Here is a 19,737-nt window from a genome sequence, read left to right on the forward strand (position 1 = left end):
ACTGCTACTCGTACTGCTGGGTCTCGGCAGAGGCGGGTTGTTTTGGCAACGATGATCTGTATGGCGGTTCCTTGCATTGCTCAGACCGGTGCGTTTATCGCTTTGTTGGCTGAGGTTTCTTTGTTGGCTGTAGTTGGGTTGTTTGCGGTTCATTTTGGTGGTTTGGTTGTTGTTGCATTGGTTATGGGTCGGTTGTTAGGTACGGGAGGTTCTTTGGATGTTGTTGAACTACCGGTTCTTCTCTCTCCAGACCTCGGGATGTTGTGGAAGAAATGGGTTATGAGAATGAAGGGGTTTATCTTGGATGGAGCGGTTCCTTTGGTTGGTGCGGTTGGCGCTGCCTCTGTTCTATATGAAACCGGGGTCTTGAAGGTTTTAGGCCGGGTTATAGAGCCTTTAGTGACTGAGTGGTTGTTGTTGCCGAGTGAGGCCGCAGTTCCCTTGATACTCGGTGTGGTGCGGCGTGAATTAACTGTGCTCCCATTGATTGAGATGGAGCTAACCGTGCTACAGTTATTTGTCGCTTCGTTGGTCGGTTTGTTTTACATCCCCTGCATCGCTGTTTTAGCAATACTAGCAAAAGAGTTTTCACTCCGTATGACTGTTGGTGTTCTTTTAGCAACTACGGTTGTGGCTTTTACAGTTGGCGGTGTCGTTGCAAGAATTGGACTCCTTATCTAACTGTTGATAGAAAAAACAAACACCAACCCTGTGATATCTCTAACCCACCCTTAAAAAAATTAACAAGTACCTTTGTATTAATTAAAAAATAATTTAAACTTCAAGTTTGTATTAAAAGGACGGTTATCTGTGCTAAAAAAAATATCAAAAAAACTCGAAAAAACATTCAGTAGATCCCCCCTATTCTTCAAGATCTACGCAAAACCATACCAAAACGTCGTTGAAAGAGAGATACAACTAACAAAAAAACATGGAGAACTCAAACAACCATTACTAAACATCGGATGCGGAAGCATGCCCTTCACAGCATACTACCTAGCAAAAAAAACAGGCCTACAGGTACACGCAGTAGACCAAAACCCAGAGATGACAAAACTAGCCAGAGAAACATTACAAAAACTCGATATAGAAAATAAAATAAAAACAATAGAAAAAAAAGCAAGCGAAATCGACTACAAAAACTACCAAAACGTCTACACCGCACTCCACCTATCACCCAAAAAAAAGATATACAACAGATTTATCCAGACAGCTAACCCAAAAGCACAATTCCTTGTCAGAGAACCCAGAAAGAGATTCAAAAACCAATACGACCAAATCCATAATTCAGAAAAACCAAAAGAATGCGTCAAACACAACCTAATCACCTTCAACCGATCCTGCCTATACACAAAAAAATAACCCCCTAAACAACAGGAGCTAAACACTTGAAACCCAGCTTCAATAAAAAAATCGCCTTATGGATATTAGGCGTATCAATACTAATGGGCCTAACTGTTTGGGCTGGATGGCAAGAACTTTTAACAGCCCTAACCCAAACAACACCACAACACCTAACCCTACTACTAATCCTACAACTCACCACAACAATCATGATAGCATACCAATGGAAATATATAATCAATAAAACCTCAAACTACATCGACCTCTGGAAAACATACCTAATCCTACAAGCAGGATCCTTCGTAGAAATGGTAACACCCTCCTCAAAACTAGGAGGTGAAGCCGCCAAAATATATCTACTACGACACAACACAGAGATGGAGTACACAGACTCAACAGCAGTAATGCTAGCCCAAAAATACATCTCCCTAATACCATTCCTATTCATAACACTATTCTTCACAATAATAGGATACATAGCATATGGATTACCCAGAACCACATTCCTAGGACTCGGATTCCTAACAATAATCGTATTAACTTTAGCCGCCCTAACAATATGGTCCAGATATTGGGGAGAACCATTAAGAGAAACAGGAGAAGGATTAATAGGCAAAGCACTCTCCAGCCTCGACTTCCTAAGAAAAGCATCACTCGAATCAAGCAAAATACTAACAAAAAAAGACTTCACCTACCTATTCACAATATCCACCGCAATATGGATCTTATACCCAATCAAAGTCTGGATAGTTGGATACATGTTAGGCTATGAAGTTGGAATAGTAGCTATAACCGTCATCACATACATCAGCTACCTAACAAGCCTACTACCACTCACACCAGGCGGCATAGGAACGTTTGAAGGAACAATGGCCATCTTCTTCAACATAACAGGCTATACATTCACCGAAGGCCTCGCAGTAGCACTCGTAACAAGGCTTGTAACCTACTGGTTCCCACTACTAATATCATTCCTAGCATCAATATACATATCAAAAGCCACAGAAATACCAATACTCAAAAATAAACAAAAAAAACCACCAAACAAATAAAAAAAACAAAAAAACCTTTTTTTCACCAAAAAACCAAACCCAAAAACCAATTACCCAATAAAAACTTTTTAGACAGCCTTATTTTACATCAAAACAAACATTAACTTGGAGGGGATGGTTTGTACCAAGAAGGACACATAGGACTCAGCCTACTATTCTACGCCCCAATAGCATATGCATACCTATACATAGGAACAGCATGGTACATACTACTACCAGCAACCCTCACAGCCATCACACTATCAAACCTCCCCGACATAGACCTAAAAACAACATTCCTAACCCACCGAGGCTTCACCCACACAATCCTCTTCGCACTCATAATCGGAATACTAACAGCATTCCTATTCCTCGGAACAATCTCACTATTCCAAACACTACCCATCGAACAAAGAATAACCACCTGGCTACTAGGATTCCTAACAGGCACCACAGCAATAACATCACACATATTCGGAGACATGCTAACACCAATGGGAGTAAAACCCCTATGGCCATTCACAAACAAAAAAATAACAGCAAAAATGTTCAAAGCCCAAAACAGACTAGCAAACACAACATTCCTAATGGCCGGAGTATTCACATTCACATCAATAATCTGGCTATCCATATAACAAACAAACTCACCAACCAACAACCCTAACCTAACCTAACTTAACCTAACCTACCTTCCTAAACTTTTTGTGCAATCTATCTATCAATCGCTAAAACCTTGCAAACCATGAAAAAAACTTTATAAACAAATTACTAAATAGAACAATAGATCTAGATGAAGTGTGCTGAAACAGTTGAGAGTATGTCCAAATACTTGAAAAAACAAACCGTAATAGATTTCCAGCTTCTAAACCGGAAATTCGAAGGAGAAAAATACCGGATTTGCAATGAAAAACTAATCGACGTAATCTCAATCATCATACTCTCAGCAGCCAAAAACGAAGAACTGTTCCAAGACATCATCAACTGGGGTGAAGAAAACGGAGTAGCCTCACCAGCAACCTTCTCCAGAAGAAAAAACTTCCTCATAGATCTAGAGCTAATAAAAGAAAACAAAATAAAAGAAGGCGTCGGCCGACCAAAACTCAAACTAAAACTCAACCAACAACGATTCGAAAAAATGTTCGGAAAAACATTCTTCAAAAAAAATATAAAAAACAACGGAGACCTATAAACCAAACAAAATACAAACAAAACCAGATCAAAGTAGGTTGAATCGGTTTGACTGTTATGTGTGTATGATTGTCTGGTTTGGTTTTAGTTGTTGTTTGGTTGTTATTCACGTAGTTGGTTTTTTAACTCCATGATTTCGTCTATTCTTTTTCTTGCCTGCTCTACGAGCTGGGTATTGGTTGAACCTTCTAGTTTGCCTAGTTCTCTTTTATAGGGTCCGAGTCTTTTTCCGATGTTGCGGGCTTTTTTTTGGGAGATACCGTCTTTTCCTTTTAGTTGTGTTTCGTAGATCTCTTCTATTTTGTTTAAAATTTCCTTTACTTTTTTTTCTTCATTGGTTGAATATCCGTTTTCATTGATTTCAAGCATTCCTGCTATTAGTTCTGCGACCTTTTCTCCTCGATCTGTAAATTTAATTACTTTTCTTCGGCCAGAGATTTTTGATTCCAACAAACCGACCTCTTCCAACTTGGATACAGTTTTGATGATATGGGAGTAACTGCCTTCAAGGCTGTATGAAACTTCGGTTGGATATGTCTCACCTTCACGATAAACTGTTAGTAAAATTTTAACCGGGACCTCTTTGAACAAGGTTTTCTTTAGTTCTTTTTTCATTAAACATTCATTTAAACACAAACTATAAAAAACTTGATTATAATCCCGGGAAATCTATTTCTTTAAGATGAACTTACCAAGCTTGGGAGACATAAAGAGACTCAGAAAAAAAGTTGGGATGACACAGAGCGAGCTTGCAGATCGAGCAGGTGTCTCCCAACCATTGATAGCCAGAATAGAATCACTCGATATAGACCCAAGATTCTCAACATTCAAAAAAATCTACGAAACACTACAGGAAGCGGAAAAAGAACGAATAAACGCAGGAGACGTGATGCACAGCCCAGTGATAACTGTAAAATGCTATCAAGAACTAAAAGACGCAATCGAAGTAATGAGAGACTCAGATTTCAGCCAAATACCCGTCATAGACAAACATGGAGTCCCAATCGGCAGCGTATGCGAATCAACAATAATAAACGAACTAGACTCCACAACACCGGAGAGAATACGGGACAAAAAAGTCGAAGACGTAATGGGCAGTTGCTTCCCCACAGTAACACCGGTAACCGACCTCGAAGTAGTGCTAGGAATGCTAGAGTACACCCCCGCAATCCTAGTCACAGAAAAAGGAAAACTGGTCGGAGTAATAACAAAACACGACATCATGAAAGTAGCTGAGGAAAAATAAAATGGAAACAAAACTACAGGTAGCTCTAGACATAACCGAACTAAACACAGCACTAGAAATAGCCGAACAAACAGTAAAAGGAGGAGTAGACTGGATAGAAGCAGGAACACCATTAATAAAATCCTCTGGACTAAAAGCAGTACAACAACTAAAACAAAAACACCCAGACAAAAAAATCATCGCAGACATGAAAACAATGGACACAGGCAGCCTAGAAGTAGAGATCGCATCAAAAAAAGGAGCAGACATAATATCAATACTCGGTACAGCAGCAGACCAAACAATAAAAGACGCAGTACAAAAATCAAACGAATACGGAACCCAAATAATGACAGACCTAATAAACACAAAAAACCCAGTACAAAGAGCAAAACAACTAAAAAACCTAGGAACCGACATAATACTAGTCCACACAGGAATAGACCAACAAATGGCTGGAGCAAACCCACTAGACACACTAAAAGAAATCACAAACAACATAACAAACACACAGATAGCAGTAGCCGGAGGACTCAACAAACAAACAGCAAAACAAGCAGCCAAAACAGCAGACATAATAATAGTAGGAGGCGCAATAACCAGATCCAGCAACATACAAAAATCAACCAGAGAAATAAAAAAAGCAATAAAAAACACAAAACAAACCACAAAACAAACCACAAAACAAAAACAAACCACAAAACAAAAAATCCAAGAAATAACAACCTGCAACCTAGCAGACGCCCTAAACCGAAAAGGAATAATACCAATCCAACAAGTCAGTGGAGAAAAAACATTCGGAAGAGCACTAACAGTCAAAACAATGAACGGAGATTGGTCAAAACCAGTACAAGCAATAGACAAAGCACAAAAAGGAGACATAATAGTAATCGACGCATCAAAAGGAAACCTAGCAGTATGGGGAGAACTAGCAACAAAATCTGCAATAAACAACAACATAAACGGCGTTATAATAAACGGCGGAATACGAGACATAAAAGAAATAAAAAAACTAAAATACCCCGCATGGGCAACACATACAACACCAGCGGCCGGAGAACCCAAAGGCAACGGAGAAATAGGAACAGAAATACAAATCGGCCCCACAACAATAAAAACCGGAGACTACATACTCGCCGACCAAAACGGCGCAATAGCAATAAAAAAACAAAAAATAAACTACGCAATAAACAAAGCAAAACTAATAAAAGAAAACGAAGACAGAGTACGCAGCCAAATCCAACAAGGAAAAACACTATCAAAAGCAATAGAACTAAAAAAATGGGAAAACCAACAAAGATAAACAACCAAACCCAAAAACAACCAACAAAACAAAGAAATAAAAACACCCAAAAACAATATAAAATAGATAAATACCTTTCTAACAAAAAACAAACGTGATAACATGGTAGATAGGGCCGTAATACCAGCAGCTGGAAAAGGAACAAGACTAAAACCAATAACAGACGCAATACCAAAAGAAATGATAAGAGTCGGTAGAAAACCAACAATAGAACACGTACTAACAGTACTAAAAAAAGGCGGAATCAAAAAAGTATTAATCGTAGTAGGACGTCAAAAAAGCGCCATAATAGACTACCTAGGATCCGGAGAACGCCTAGGAATCGACGTATACTACCGCGTACAAGAAAAACCAAAAGGAACCGCCCACGCAATATCACTCGCAAAAGACTTCATACAAAACGACTTCGTCATAATGTACGGAGACAACTACATAACCCCCTACAACACCATGGAAGACATAATAAACTACCACAAACAAAAAAACAGCCAAGGAACACTCGTACTAGACAAAGTTGAAGACCCAAGACGGTTCGGAATCGTAGACATAGACCAAAACGGCCAAGTACACGGAATGATAGAAAAACCAACCATGAAAGAAGCCCAGCCATACAAAAGAAACGACCACTGGCTAAACATCGCAGGCCTCATGGTAATGAACCCAAAAATATTCGAATACATCGAACAAACCACACCCGGAAAACAAGGAGAACTATGGCTAACCGACGCAATAGAACTCATGAGAAAAAAAGAAAACAACCTACACGGATATATATTCAACGGCACCAGATACGACATAGGAACATTCGAATCACTAAAACAAGCCGACATACAAGCACAAAAAAACAAGAAATAAAAAACCCCTATAAAAACTACAGTCACAAAAAACCTACATAATAAAAAAAGGTTCCTCACATATACTAGATATAACAGTTCTATTCTGCATTTAGTATAGAATATCAGATGGTATTCGAGTTGATATATGGTTTGTTTCTCTGATTGTGTATTGTTTTTTTTGTTTAGGCAATATGGGTGTGGCTTGTTGTTTAGTTTTTTTATTTTATTATAGAGGTGTGTCCTCTCCTTATGGAGGAGAGGTTTTTTCGTAGCCCTGGTTAGAGATAAGAAATAGTTAGGTTTGGTAACTCCATTCTCCTTTGTATTCTAGGTCATGGAACTCTGTGAGATAGGTTTTATGGAGTTCGTCTGGATCTAATTCATCGTATATTTCGGGATATACAGATTCTGCCATCAATGAAGTTCCAATAGGGTATCTCATTGCTGAAACGACGTCTTGTGAGAGAAGGTGTACTTCATCTTCTTCTAATGCGGTTGTTAGGGACAGACCTGTTCTCTCCATTATCGTGTTATACTCGTTTTCCACTTTTTCTGTTGTGTTAACGGTGTATCCAAGTGTATCTGAACACCTGATTATTTTAATCATAACTTCAGGATTTTCATCAACTACCCACTCTGGACTAACTTCTGGATGGGTTTTATCTAAATCCTCGGCGATATTTCTTGAATTAATCAACTCTAGCATTTGATGCCAGTTGGAGTCGTTTGTTGCTGCAGTGGTGTATTCTTCGAATTGCTCTATATATACATTTTTAACATCTTCTTCCCCGATTTCATTGGTAAGTTCGATTATTTCTTCCATTGATTCCTCATAAAAATCTAACAGTTTTTCTGCATTGTCTTCTGCATCTAATATCTTACCTAAAATCTCGATTTCTTCTTCTATTTGATCTACTTTATAGAAATCCAGTCTAACAACAGTTATGTCAAACTTATCAAGTTTGTCTTCAAGGTCTTCTTCATAATCAGAGTATGCAATAACTAGATCTGGATTTAAACTGGCTATCTCTTCATAGTTAGGGTTGAAAAAATTACCTACGGTAGTTCTATCATCTAAATCTTCCCAAAATTGGTCGCCCTTCATAAACTCTGAAATTCCAACAATTTTGTCGTCACAATCAAGAGCTCTGACAGCTTCTGCAGAGTTACTTGTTAATGTAACTATCTCCTCAACTGGATAGTTAACTTCTACCTCAGTACCGGTTGAATCCTCGATTGTTATTTTATCTTTATCGCTTTCCATACCATCGATACAACCTCCAAACGATATAAATAGAGCTAATACTATTAAAACAATAAAAAAACTTAAATAACGTTTTTTCACCATATTTGATCCCTTAAATACATTTTAAACTATTTCTATATCTGTACAAAACAACATAAATATTACGTTTCTATCAAAAAGTATTAAAAAACACATAAAAAAAATAAAAAAGTAATAAATAGGGTTTGGGGAAATTCGTTACCAGCAGAGCCCCTCACATTTATCTAGTCTACGTCCCTCTATACATGGAATATCTATATCTAGTTTTTTGTATTGTTCCCAGTCGGTCAGTATTAGGCAGGCATCCGCTTGGTTTAATGCTTTCTCCGGTGTTTTTTCGTAGTTTATATCTGGAAATACATCCATCATGTTTTCACTTGCTTTCGGGTCATGAGCGTATATTGTGGTGTTTTTTTGTTTTAGAGTTTTTATAACAGGTAATGCTCTGCTTTCCCGTATGTCATCGGTTCCTGGTTTAAATGCTAGGCCTAATACAGCTATTTTTTTATTTTTTAGCTCACCGATTTTCGACTCCAACATCTCAACTATTTTCTGAGGTTGTTTCTGGTTAGTTTTCAGCACTGCGTCAAGTATATCCGGTTTTTCGTCTACTTCAACTGCTTTAGATTTCAAGGCTCGAACGTCTTTCGGGAAGCAGTTGTGGATTATAATACCATAACTAGCTGTGAATGATTGGTTGTCTTCAACCTCGACTGAATGTACATCAACATCCTCTGTATACCTATCTATTTCAACAACCCGATCCACATGATTTTCTTCTCCGTTTTTGTTTTTTTCTCTAAAAATCCTTAGACGTTCAGTACGAGATATCTTGATATCATTTCTAACCTCTTTAGAACCCAATGTTTTTTCAAAATCCAGTTTTAGTTCTGACCCACTACTACGTTTTATCGTTGTATCGATATCCAGTGACTCCAACAACAATGATAGTTGTTCACCCAACAACTGGAGTTCAGGCCCAATAATCAACTGTGCCTCACCACGACCACCACTGTAGTTGGGGAAAATTCCCTTTAAAAAGGCTTTTTTATTATCGGTTGTTTCTTGAAACACCTGTTCAGGTATTTTTTTACCATAAACACCGATACAAAACTCCTTTAATAAAGCCCCGGCCAACTGGTTTTCAATACTTAACTGGTTTTTATCTCCTGGAGTTATCGTGTAAGGCACTTCGAATCTATTCAAAAATTCATACACTGGATCTAAGTTATCAGCATCCATCGTTCTAAAAACACACATACCGTTATCGATAAGCTGTTCGGTGTCTCCAAAATTTATAAAACTACCTATAAACATCCAGATGTCTTCACCTAAAGAACAAGGTGACTCAAAAACACCACCACCCAACCCCTTTATATTACAACTATCCTTCTCAGACATATCTAAACCAACTGCTTCATCAACTGGGACCCAATCCTCTTCTTCCCCACCTACATCGATCAAAACATCTTCAACACCATGTTTTTCGATTATCTCTAAGAAATCTATCGATACGGGGTTTACTGGAAACTCCCCAATCAAAGGTATTTCATCACCAACCGACAGATTGATTGCAGGCTTTACGCTCCAACCACCATCCTGAACAATAAATGGATGGTCCTCCGTCGCTTTCAAAGAACGACCGCTTTCCGTAAACACCTCAACCAAAACATCATTATAAGGTCTTTCAGTAACGGTGGTAATCTCTTTAAACTCCCGACTACCTGTATCTAAATCTAGACTGTAAGCCTTCAAACTACAATCTTTGATAAACAAACTATGGAGCTTCTCTATCGGAATATACTTTAACTCACCATCTACCTCTACCAAAACCCTCTCCCCGGTAGGTAAACAACTTCCACCAAAACCAACACCACTATCTAAAAAACTACGTTCTACACGCTTATCCAACCCAACCCCATCCATAACCTCATACGAATCAATATCAAGTTTTTTACATATATTCCCAACTTCATTAGCAAAACTAATTTTGGTTGCAAGCAAAGAATTGCTGGCGTACTTAACCATCTCAGCCGTCTTTACATCGGTTTCAAACACTTGGAAACCATCATCAATCAAAGGCCTATACAGCTGCTTCAAATTCTCAACTGCCTCTTCATCACCACCTAAAACAATCCTATCCGGCTCCATAAAATCATATACCGCCGTTCCTTCACGCAGAAACTCAGGGTTACATGCCAACAACAAACTATCCTTCCTCAACCCACTTTTCTCCAAAACAACCCTACCAACCTCCTTAGTACTACCAGGCAGAACAGTACTCTTAACAACAACCATATGGCTTTCCTCCGACATCAACGCCTTACCAAGCTCCCGAGCACCATCCAAAACAACCGACAAATCAAGACCCCCATCCTCACAACTAGGTGTAGGCAAACAAATAAAAGTAATATCAGTATCTCCAACAACACCATAATCAGTAGTCGCATAAAAACGAGAACCCAGATGTTCATCAAGTAACTTCTGAAGACCCGGCTCATGAATGTGAAGCACACCACTATTCAAACCATCTACAACATCCGGATCAATATCAACATTAACAGTCTCATGCCCAAGCTCAGCAAGACACAAAGCAGTCGTAGTACCAACATAACCAGAACCAACAATACTAACCTTCATAACACCTATTATCTAATCCTCAAAAAGAAAAATCCTAACGGATAAAAAACAAAAAAAAAGAACAAAAAAAACAAGAAAATAAAAGTTTGAGTTAAAATGAATCTTTAGAAATGATGTAATCTCTGTATTTAGAGTAGCCGGTGGGTTTTATAGAGTGGTTAGTTGGGTTGTTTTGTTTTTTCTGGGTTAGGTTTCTGTTGGTTGTGGTATTTTTTGTGGGTCTTCTTCGTATAGGTGTGGGGTTTTTTGTTCTGATTTTGGGATTATGATTTTGTGGCCGTCGATGTTTTTTATTTTTATTTTTATTTGGTATACTGGTTCTATGTTTTTTTTGGATAGTGTTTCTGGTCCGCCTGATGCGTGTATTTGTCCTTTTTTCATGATTATTATTTGGTCGCAGTATCTTGCTGCTAGGTTGAGGTCGTGTATTGCTATTAGGACTAGTATGTTGTTTTTGGTTTGTTTTCTTGTTATGTTGAGCATTTCTATTTGGTGTTTGATGTCTAGGTTGTTTGTGGGTTCGTCTAGGACCAGTATTTTGGGTTTTTGTGCTAGAGCTCTGGCTAGAATGACTTTTTGTCTTTGACCTCCGCTTAGTTCGTCTAGGCCGCGCATTGCTAGGTGGTTTAGGTCGAATTTGTTGATTAGGTTTCTGACTATTTTTAGGTCTTTTTTGCTTGGTTTCCAGCCTAGATAGGGTTTTCTTCCCATTAGTATGGTGTCGAATACTGTTATTGAGAAGTTTACTTCTTCGGCTTGGGGTACGTATCCGATTTTTCTGGCTCTTTGTTTTTTGTCTATTTGGGGTAGGCTGGATCCATCTATTTTTATGTCTCCTTGTTTTGGTGTGAGGATTCCGGATATGCATTTGAGTAGGGTTGTTTTTCCACAGCCGTTGGGTCCTAATAATCCGATTACCTGTCCTTTTTGTAGGTTTAGGTTGATGTTTTTGAGGACTTTGTGTCCATTGTAGTCGTAATTAACGTTGTTTACTTGTATTGTTACCAATTTCTTTTCCTCCTTCTGAGTATTAGGTATAGGAATAGTGGTACACCTAGGAATGAGGTTAGTATTCCTACTGGTAGTACTTCGGGGTATATTATGGTTCTAGCTACGGTGTCTGAAGCTACAAGTATTATTGCGCCGATTATTGCGGATGCTGGTACGAGGAATCTGTGGTCGGTTCCATATATCATTCTTGTTATGTGTGGGGCTACCAACCCGATGAATCCTATTGTTCCTAGGAAGGATACTGCTGCGGCAGTCATTAAGCTGGCTACAACCATTCCGTATATCCTTATTTTTTCTACGTCAACTCCTAAACTGGATGCGGTTTCATCACCTAGCATTAAAGCGTTGAAGTCCCAGGTCCATTTAACTACAGGTATCAGCATTATTAGTAGTATTATTGTTACTATTCCGGTGTTCATCCAGTCTGCTTTACCTAAACTTCCGAAAAGCCAGTAAACTATCGCTGTAACCTCTGATTCGTCACCTATATACTGTAGTAGTGATAGTCCGGCTGAGAAAAGGTACATCATTGCGATACCGGCAAGTATGAGGGTTGCGCTGTCTGAACCCTTCATTTTGGTGATGCCGATGATTAGGAAGGCTGGTGCGAGTGCGAAAATGAATGCACTTATGACTAAAACCCAGTCTTGACCGATTAAGGTTTGAAGTCCTAGAAAACCGCCTGTAACAATCACTAATGCGGCTCCGAATCCAGCACCTGATGCTACACCCAGTGTGTATGGAGATGCCAGAGGGTTTTTCAGTATGTTCTGCATTACGACTCCAGCGACGGCTAAACAGGCTCCAGCAACTATTGCCATGAAAACCCTCGGCATTCTTAGGTGCCAGACAATGGTTGACTCTAGATGGCTTGAACTGAATGTAGTTGGGAAAAACCTGTTTAAAACTGCGTTTACAGCTTCAACTATCCCAACGGTGGCACTTCCAGCTGACAGTGAAGCAATAGAAGTTATACCTAAGATTATGAGGCTGGTGACCAAAAACAGATATTTTCTATTTATATATTTGGCGTATCCATCCTCAGAATCCCAATAACCTCCATGTTCCAACCCCATACATTAACCACTTTCTTTGTTATTTGCTGTAATACCAAATCCCATCATACTCTATTCCATGGAAATCCTCTAGATATTCTTCATGAACTTCCATTGGATCTATATCTTCATATACATCTGGATAGAGATACTCAGCCATAATTAATGTACCAATGTTGTTTTGCATTGTTGATAAGACGTTTTGAGATACCAATACGAGCTCGTCGTTTTTAACCGCATCTGTCTCCGACAACCCCTCCCTATCAACAATATCGTTGTACATCTGTTCAGCGTTCTCTGTACAGTTCACATCATACCCTAGTACACTTGAATCCTGAACCACCTTCATCATAGCATCCGGATTGTTATCAAGAACCCATTCAGCACTTACGGTAGGATATGTCCTGTCTCGGTCTCCAGCAATGTTGTTTGCTCCAACCAACTCAACAACCTGGTGGTAGTTACTTTCGTTTGTAGAGGCAGTGCTCCACTCTTCAAATCCCTCAATATAAACATCTTTCACTTCACTCTCGTTTATATCACCAGCAAGCTCTTTAACCTCATCCATATGTTTGTTATAGAAGTTAAGTAGCTCTTCAGCCTCATCTTCCTTGTCTAGTATTTCACCTAGTATCTCTATCTCCTCTTCTATACTATCCATCTTATAGAAATCAAGCCTAACAACATCTATTCCAAACGGCTTTAAATCATCTTCAAGATCTTCAGTATACTCAGTGTATGTAAGAACTAAATCAGGTTTTGGTTCAAGACTAGCTATCTCCTCTGGATTAGGATTGAAGATGTTTCCAACACTATCAATCTCACCTAAATCTCCCCAGAAATCACCGCTCATATAGTCATTTATTCCAACCACCTTATCTTCAGCCCCCAAAGCTCTAACAGCTTCGGCTGAATCACTAGTTAACGTCACTACATTCTCAACAGGATAGTTAATTTCAATCTCCTCTCCAGTAGAATCAACAATTGTTATCCGTTCCTTATCACTCTCGAAATAATCTACACAACCACCGACCAACAATACAGATGACAACAAACAGACAACAAACAATAATTTTAGATATTTACGCGGTACCAATTTACATTCCTCCAACAAAAAAACTGTTTACTTAAAAACATAACAATAAAACGCTATCCATATAAACACATCTTAGTAACGACCTTCCATTTATAAACAGTTTTTTATAGATTTATTTGAAATATAGGATAAAAACAAATAAATATTACGATACCACTCAAACATAACAAGAACCGTATAAAAAAACAGAAAAAATAACAACAAAAGGTCGATAAAAAAACAAACAAATACATTACACAAACTTTTCTATCAAACCAAAGACAATTAACAGATGTGAACCAAATCAAAATAGATGTAAATCAAAGCTCTATGTTGTGATTTCTTTATGAATGTTAATGAAACTACACTTGAATTAGTTGAAGAGTTGATCGCGTGGGCCGAAGAAATCAACATCGAGGTTTTTCAAGTAGGCGAATCAACAATAATCGATTGTTCAAAGGGAGGATATGACGCTGGAGCTCTATACACTATGGCCTGCCAAGGAGGTCTAGCAACAACAGGTTTTACCGAAATGGATATAAACGGAACTATGTTTCCAGCAACACAAAACTATACAGATAATCCTGTTTTAGCCTGTATAGGATGTCAGAAAGCGGATCTAAACCTTGATGGAGCCATAGGCTCTGGACCTGCAAAACTTCTTACAACCGAATGCAATACACCTGAAAAACAAGAATCAGATTTCGCCGTTCTAACATTAGAAACAGACAAAACCCCTACAAAAGAAACACTCGAGAAATTTGCAGATAGATGTGGAGTTGCAGCAAACTGTTTATACGTATTAACCGCCCCAACAAACAGCCTGGTAGGAAGTATACAGATATCCGCCCGCGCAATAGAAACCACGTTATATAGGCTCCAGAGACAAGGATACAACCTAGAAAACATAATATCCGGTTTCGCAACAACACCAATCCCACCAATAGCAGAAGACCCTGTAAAAGCAATGGGACGAACAAACGACGCAGTCATATATGGAAGCAAAGTACACCTAACCACTAAAAAAGACAGCGACAAATTCAAAAAAACACCATCCAAAAACTCAGAAAAATACGGCAAACCAATGATAGAAGTATACAAAGAAGCCGACAAAGATTTCTACAAAATCGACCAAGACTTCTTCGCACCAGCCCAGATAACAGTTAACACAACCAACAACGGAAAACTCAAAAAATATGGAGAAATCAACCCCCAACAACTAAAAAAATCATTCAAAATAGAGGACTAAAAAATGGGACTAAACTACAAAGAAGCAGGAGTAGACATAAACCAAGAAGAAAAAACAATAGAAGCACTCGCAACAGCACTAGCCGGAACAACAAAAACACGCAAAGGAGAACACCAACCACTCGACATAAAAGGCCATTACGCAGGCCTAATCAACATCGGAGACAAAATAATAGCAATGGCAACAGACGGAGTAGGAAGCAAACTAATAACCGCCAACGAAATGAACGACTACACCGGCATAGGAATAGACTGCATAGCAATGAACGTAAACGACATAATCTGCACAGGCGCAGAACCAATCGCCTTCGTAGACTACCTAGCATTCGAAAAACCAAAACCAGAACAAGCCAAAGAAATAGGAAAAAGCATAAAAAAAGGAGCAAAACAAGCAAACATAACCGTCCTAGGAGGCGAAACAGCAACACTACCAGAAATAATACGAGGATTCGACATAGCCGGAACATGCATCGGACTCGCAGACCCAGAAAACCTAGTACTAGGAAACGAAATAAACATAGGAGACAAAATAATAGGAATAAAAAGCTCCGGAATCCACAGCAACGGCCTAACACTCGCCCGAAAAACAATAGAAAACTCCGAAATCAACTACCACACCAAAATAAACGGCCAAAAAATAGGTAAAACACTACTAACACCAACCAGAATCTACGTAAAAGAAATACTAGAAATAAACAAAAAATGCAACATAACAGGCCTAGCCCACATAACAGGCGGAGGACTAAGAAACCTAAACAGACTAGGCGACTACAAATACAACATAAAAAACCCACAAAAACCCCAACCAATATTCCAAAAAATACAAGAACTAGGAAACATCACAAACAAAGAAATGTACAGAGTATTCAACATGGGAACCGGATTCTGCATAACAACACCAAACCCAGAAAAACCACTCAAAATACTAAAAAAACACAACAGAGAAGCCAAAATAATCGGAGAAATACAAGAAGGCAAATCAATCCACATAAAGGGAGTCGGAAAACTATAAAAAAACAAACATCCAACCCAAAACACACCAAAAAACAAAACCCCCTAAAAACCAGTATAAGGAGTTTTTTTAACTTATTTGGGGTGTGAAGTTCTCTTCCTTATGGAACGAATGTGGAGTTAGGTTGGGGATGGATCACTTGAACCTATAAAAAAAGTTGTTGAGGAAGTTACTTTATGGAGTATGATTATGAATAGGGGTTACAAGTATTGTCTCTATCCTTTAGAACAGGATAAGCATGAACTGGTAAAACTTCTTGAACTGTGCCGACAGGTCTACAACCATTTCCTTGAAGAACTCAACGTAGCAGATAATATTTTAGGTAAGGGACTTGCCGAAGTTACGTCTGCAGAGAATGCAACCTCTACAGACAACAAACACCAGATTCAGTTCTGTGATGTATCTGCAAGTTGTGTCATCGAAACAGGAAGCCCCTTCCACCTCGAAGCATAGCTGAGAGATGGTAGTGGGTAGTTCACAGCTTCAACCTCTCTTTTATTTCATCATAACTTTCTTTCAAGTCCTGCGATATCACTCTGGTATCCCCTAAAACCGGCATGAAATTTGAATCACCTTCCCACCTTGGGACGATATGAGTATGTATATGTGTATCTATACCGGCTCCAGCCACCCGACCTAGATTTGTACCAACATTATATCCATCAGGATTAAAAACCTCATCACTAGCTTCTATATACCTTGATAGAAACCGCTGAGTCTCCAAAACCTCTTTTTCAGTTCTTGAAGTATAATCCGAAGTATGCCTATATGGAGCAACCATAGCATGCCCAGGGTTATAGGGATATTTATTAAGCAACAAAAAACAACTTTCTCCTCTATACAAAATCAAGTTCTCCCTATCCCTACCAACATCCTGTTCAGGCAAACTACAGAAAACACAATCTACATCATCATTTTTAGCCTTCCTAACATACTTGATTCTCCAAGGTGCAAAAATACGTTCCATCATCATGAATTAAATACCTGGACCCGTATTTATTTTTTGATGAAGAAAGTTAACGATGTAGAAATAGAAGACACATACTGCGAAGCATTCGATGGATTATACACAAGACTACAGATAACAGCTGGAGACAAAAAAAGACTAAAACAAGCAACCGAAGGATCAACTGCCCTTCCCTGCACAGTCTTCAACGAATCAGAAGGAGGAGTCGAAACCTACTTAAACAAAACAGAAACCATAGACGGAAGACCAGGATCAATAATACAGATATGGGTCAACAAAACCGGTGGAAAAGAAAAACTAGAACACGAAACCGCTAAAAGAATTCGACAAGGAATACTCGTAGTACCCGAAACAAAAGTATTCAACCAAACAAACTCCAACAAAAAAATCGACACAATGAAAAAAATAGGACACTGCGGCGATGGATACGAATGGACCGAAAAAAGACACAACAGAGAAATGATAAACATCCCAATAATGATGGGAGAATTCCTAATCGAAAAACAAATCGCCTACAACACAGGCATAATGGGCGGAAACATATGGTACTACTGCGACTCAAACAAAACAGCACTAAAAGCAGGAGACGCAGCACTCAAAGAAATCAAAAAAATAAAAGGAACAACAACCCCCTTCCAAATATGCTCAGCCGGATCAAAAGTCGAAACCAACTACCCAGAAATAGGCCCCACAACAAACCACCCATACTGCCCAACACTAAAAAACAAAATAAAACAATCAAAAGTACCAAAACAAACAAAATCAATACCAGAAATAGTCATCAACGGAACAAACAAAAAAGCCATAAAAAAAGCAATGAAAAAAACAATACAAACAATAACCCAACACAAAGGAGTACAAAAAATATCAGCAGGAAACTTCGGAGGAGAACTAGGCAAACACAAAATACACCTACACGACCTAATCTAATTCAATCTAATCCAATCCAATCTAATTTAGCTTAATCTAAGTCCACTTTACTTGATTTTCTCTCTAGATTACCTATTTATACGAAACAATATAAAAGATGGAGATTAAGTCTTGAGGTAATTTAAAAATAAAAAAAGGATGAGGGACTCAAGGATAGTGGCCGGTATGGATAGGGAGTAGTTTGGTCTTTGTTTAATCAAGTTTTAAGCATCTAAACTTGATTTATTAAATCCCTCTTTTTTTCTTTTCTATGGTTTTTTTGTTGTTTTTTTGTTTTGTTGTGTTTCAGTCTTTGTCTGAGACTTTTGCTTCTTCGAAAGTCATCATGTCGGTTAAAACGCTGCACGCTGATTGTATTATTGGCATGACTAGTACTGCGCCTGTTCCTTCACCTAGACGCATGTTGAAGTCGACAAGTTCCGTTAATCCGATGTGGTTTAGTGTGGCTGCGTGTCCAGATTCAACGGAATCGTGGCTGGCTATTAGATAGTTTTTTATTTCTGGTTCGATTTCGTAGGCAAGTAATGCAGCTGCTCCAGATATAAAGCCATCGACGATTACTGGTATGTTTTTGCTGGCTGCTGCTAGAGCGACACCTGCCATGCCACCGATTTCATATCCACCTACTTTTGATAATACATCGAATGGGTCTTCTGGGTTTGGGTTGTTGGTTTCGATTGCTTGTTTTATGCTATCTATTTTTTTATTGTATCCTTCGTCATCGACTCCGGTTCCACGGTCGGTGACATCTTCTACATCGGTTCCTGTGAAACATGAGATTAATGCGCTGCTGGGAGTTGTGTTCCCGATACCCATATCGCCGATTGCAACCAAATCTATTTTTTCTTCATTATAGATTTCTTGGAAAACCTTTATACCGGATTCAACTGCTTTAACAGCTTTTTCACGGGACATAGCGGGTTCTTTAACCATGTTGTTGGTGCCAGGTCCAAGGCTCATGTCGACTAATTCTGGATGTTCGATCTCCGCTTTAATGCCCATATCTACAACAACTGAACGTGCTTCTGCTTCACTAGCCAGAACGTTCACGGCTGCACCTCCATTCAAGAAGTTCATTACCATCTGGCCGGTAACTTCCTGTGGATAAGCACTGACACCCTCTTCAACTACACCATGATCACCAGCCATAGTGAAAACTGCTTTATTTTCGATGCTGGGAAGACCACCCTTAATGCCAGCAATTTGAATAGAAAGCTCCTCTAACCTACCCAAACTGCCACGTGGTTTAGTCAAAGAATCCTGGCGTTCACGAGCCTGTTCCATAGCCTCTTCATCTAATGGAGATATGTTTGATAAGACATTATTTAACAAATCACTTTCAACAACTACATTCTTCATATAAACACCTATTACAAAGCTAGTTTAAAAAAACACAATGCAATACTTGTACTGACATGAGTATATATAGATAAATACATGCCTTCACGTAATACAGATGTAATACAACAATCGGTCGTTATATAGAGTTTAATATAAAAACGGTTTTTTTGTTTTTTTTGTTTTTTAGGGATAGCTGAACAAACATACTATTTAGGACACGGACATATCAAACGTCAAGGTGATTTA

The 19,737-nt window shown here is 38.7% G+C and carries 20 protein-coding genes (1 of these 20 cut by a window edge); 12 read left to right on the forward strand and 8 right to left on the reverse strand.

Annotated features, from left to right (window positions below):
• The 5 genes from AMET1_RS06810 to AMET1_RS06830 form a co-directional block, all read left to right on the forward strand.
• Positions 1–681: the final stretch of a ferrous iron transporter B gene (locus AMET1_RS06810; protein WP_086637729.1), read on the forward strand. The gene continues 1,017 nt to the left of window position 1, outside the view; only the last 681 of its 1,698 coding nucleotides appear in the window; the start codon falls outside the window, past its left edge; its stop codon occupies positions 679–681.
• Positions 682–810: 129 nt separating this feature from the next.
• A complete protein-coding gene (locus AMET1_RS06815; RefSeq protein WP_086637730.1) occupies positions 811–1,362 on the forward strand; it encodes a methyltransferase domain-containing protein in 552 nt (183 codons plus the stop codon).
• A gap of 26 nt (positions 1,363–1,388) precedes the next feature.
• Entirely contained in the window at positions 1,389–2,396 is a 1,008-nt protein-coding gene (locus AMET1_RS06820; RefSeq protein WP_086637731.1) for a lysylphosphatidylglycerol synthase transmembrane domain-containing protein, read from the forward strand.
• 119 nt (positions 2,397–2,515) lie between these two features.
• The gene (locus AMET1_RS06825) at positions 2,516–3,010 is read left to right on the forward strand and encodes a metal-dependent hydrolase (protein ID WP_086637732.1); all 495 of its coding nucleotides are present in this window, start codon (positions 2,516–2,518) and stop codon (positions 3,008–3,010) included.
• Between the two features lie 155 nt (positions 3,011–3,165).
• Entirely contained in the window at positions 3,166–3,564 is a 399-nt protein-coding gene (locus AMET1_RS06830) for a transcriptional regulator TbsP domain-containing protein (protein ID WP_143406892.1), read from the forward strand.
• A gap of 101 nt (positions 3,565–3,665) precedes the next feature.
• Here the strand turns inward: AMET1_RS06830 and AMET1_RS06835 are convergent, their stop codons facing one another.
• The gene (locus AMET1_RS06835) at positions 3,666–4,178 is read right to left on the reverse strand and encodes a winged helix DNA-binding protein (RefSeq protein WP_086637734.1); all 513 of its coding nucleotides are present in this window, start codon (positions 4,176–4,178) and stop codon (positions 3,666–3,668) included.
• 67 nt (positions 4,179–4,245) lie between these two features.
• On the opposite strand from AMET1_RS06835, the gene AMET1_RS06840 reads away from it, so the two are divergent.
• The 3 genes from AMET1_RS06840 (at position 4,246) to AMET1_RS06850 (ending at position 6,946) form a co-directional block, all read left to right on the forward strand.
• Entirely contained in the window at positions 4,246–4,809 is a 564-nt protein-coding gene (locus tag AMET1_RS06840) for a CBS domain-containing protein (protein WP_086637735.1), read from the forward strand.
• 1 nt (position 4,810) lies between these two features.
• A complete protein-coding gene (gene hxlA, locus AMET1_RS06845; RefSeq protein ID WP_086637736.1) occupies positions 4,811–6,091 on the forward strand; it encodes a 3-hexulose-6-phosphate synthase in 1,281 nt (426 codons plus the stop codon).
• 102 nt (positions 6,092–6,193) lie between these two features.
• Positions 6,194–6,946: a nucleotidyltransferase family protein gene (locus AMET1_RS06850; RefSeq protein ID WP_086637737.1), complete on the forward strand. Its 753-nt coding sequence runs from the start codon at positions 6,194–6,196 to the stop codon at positions 6,944–6,946.
• Positions 6,947–7,222: 276 nt separating this feature from the next.
• Here AMET1_RS06850 and AMET1_RS06855 read toward each other — a convergent pair whose 3' ends face one another.
• The 5 genes from AMET1_RS06855 to AMET1_RS06875 form a co-directional block, all read right to left on the reverse strand.
• Positions 7,223–8,191 (reverse strand): ABC transporter substrate-binding protein, encoded by a 969-nt coding sequence (locus AMET1_RS06855; RefSeq protein ID WP_161490816.1) that lies wholly within the window; start codon positions 8,189–8,191, stop codon positions 7,223–7,225.
• 219 nt (positions 8,192–8,410) lie between these two features.
• On the reverse strand, positions 8,411–10,852 hold the full coding sequence (locus AMET1_RS06860) for a nucleotide sugar dehydrogenase (protein WP_086637739.1): 2,442 nt from the start codon (positions 10,850–10,852) through the stop codon (positions 8,411–8,413).
• Between the two features lie 186 nt (positions 10,853–11,038).
• Positions 11,039–11,860: an ABC transporter ATP-binding protein gene (locus AMET1_RS06865; protein ID WP_201721312.1), complete on the reverse strand. Its 822-nt coding sequence runs from the start codon at positions 11,858–11,860 to the stop codon at positions 11,039–11,041.
• On the reverse strand, positions 11,854–12,939 hold the full coding sequence (locus tag AMET1_RS06870) for a FecCD family ABC transporter permease (RefSeq protein WP_086637740.1): 1,086 nt from the start codon (positions 12,937–12,939) through the stop codon (positions 11,854–11,856). Before AMET1_RS06870 ends, AMET1_RS06865 begins: the two co-directional genes overlap by 7 nt.
• 19 nt (positions 12,940–12,958) lie before the next feature.
• Positions 12,959–13,969: an ABC transporter substrate-binding protein gene (locus tag AMET1_RS06875; protein ID WP_161490817.1), complete on the reverse strand. Its 1,011-nt coding sequence runs from the start codon at positions 13,967–13,969 to the stop codon at positions 12,959–12,961.
• Positions 13,970–14,339: 370 nt separating this feature from the next.
• On the opposite strand from AMET1_RS06875, the gene mch reads away from it, so the two are divergent.
• The 3 genes from mch to AMET1_RS06890 all read left to right on the forward strand — a co-directional run bounded on the left by mch (position 14,340) and on the right by AMET1_RS06890 (position 16,706).
• A complete protein-coding gene (mch, locus tag AMET1_RS06880) occupies positions 14,340–15,242 on the forward strand; it encodes a methenyltetrahydromethanopterin cyclohydrolase (RefSeq protein WP_086637742.1) in 903 nt (300 codons plus the stop codon).
• 3 nt (positions 15,243–15,245) lie between these two features.
• Complete coding sequence (purM, locus tag AMET1_RS06885; protein ID WP_086637743.1) at positions 15,246–16,253, forward strand: phosphoribosylformylglycinamidine cyclo-ligase; 1,008 nt, start codon at positions 15,246–15,248, stop codon at positions 16,251–16,253.
• 189 nt (positions 16,254–16,442) lie between these two features.
• The gene (locus AMET1_RS06890) at positions 16,443–16,706 is read left to right on the forward strand and encodes a helix-turn-helix domain-containing protein (RefSeq protein ID WP_161490818.1); all 264 of its coding nucleotides are present in this window, start codon (positions 16,443–16,445) and stop codon (positions 16,704–16,706) included.
• A 22-nt stretch (positions 16,707–16,728) separates the two neighbouring features.
• On the opposite strand, the gene AMET1_RS06895 is transcribed toward AMET1_RS06890, so the two are convergent.
• Positions 16,729–17,226 carry an HIT family protein gene (locus AMET1_RS06895; protein WP_201721313.1) on the reverse strand — a complete coding sequence of 166 codons (498 nt, stop codon included), beginning with the start codon at positions 17,224–17,226 and terminating at the stop codon, positions 16,729–16,731.
• Between the two features lie 33 nt (positions 17,227–17,259).
• Between AMET1_RS06895 and AMET1_RS06900 the strand changes: the two genes are divergently transcribed.
• Positions 17,260–18,150 carry a formylmethanofuran--tetrahydromethanopterin N-formyltransferase gene (locus AMET1_RS06900; protein WP_086637745.1) on the forward strand — a complete coding sequence of 297 codons (891 nt, stop codon included), beginning with the start codon at positions 17,260–17,262 and terminating at the stop codon, positions 18,148–18,150.
• 285 nt (positions 18,151–18,435) lie between these two features.
• Here the strand turns inward: AMET1_RS06900 and cobT are convergent, their stop codons facing one another.
• Positions 18,436–19,509: a nicotinate-nucleotide--dimethylbenzimidazole phosphoribosyltransferase gene (cobT, locus tag AMET1_RS06905; RefSeq protein WP_086637746.1), complete on the reverse strand. Its 1,074-nt coding sequence runs from the start codon at positions 19,507–19,509 to the stop codon at positions 18,436–18,438.
• Between the last annotated feature and the right edge of the window lie 228 nt (positions 19,510–19,737).

It is taken from the genome of Methanonatronarchaeum thermophilum (genome assembly GCF_002153915.1).
GTDB lineage: Archaea > Halobacteriota > Methanonatronarchaeia > Methanonatronarchaeales > Methanonatronarchaeaceae > Methanonatronarchaeum > Methanonatronarchaeum thermophilum.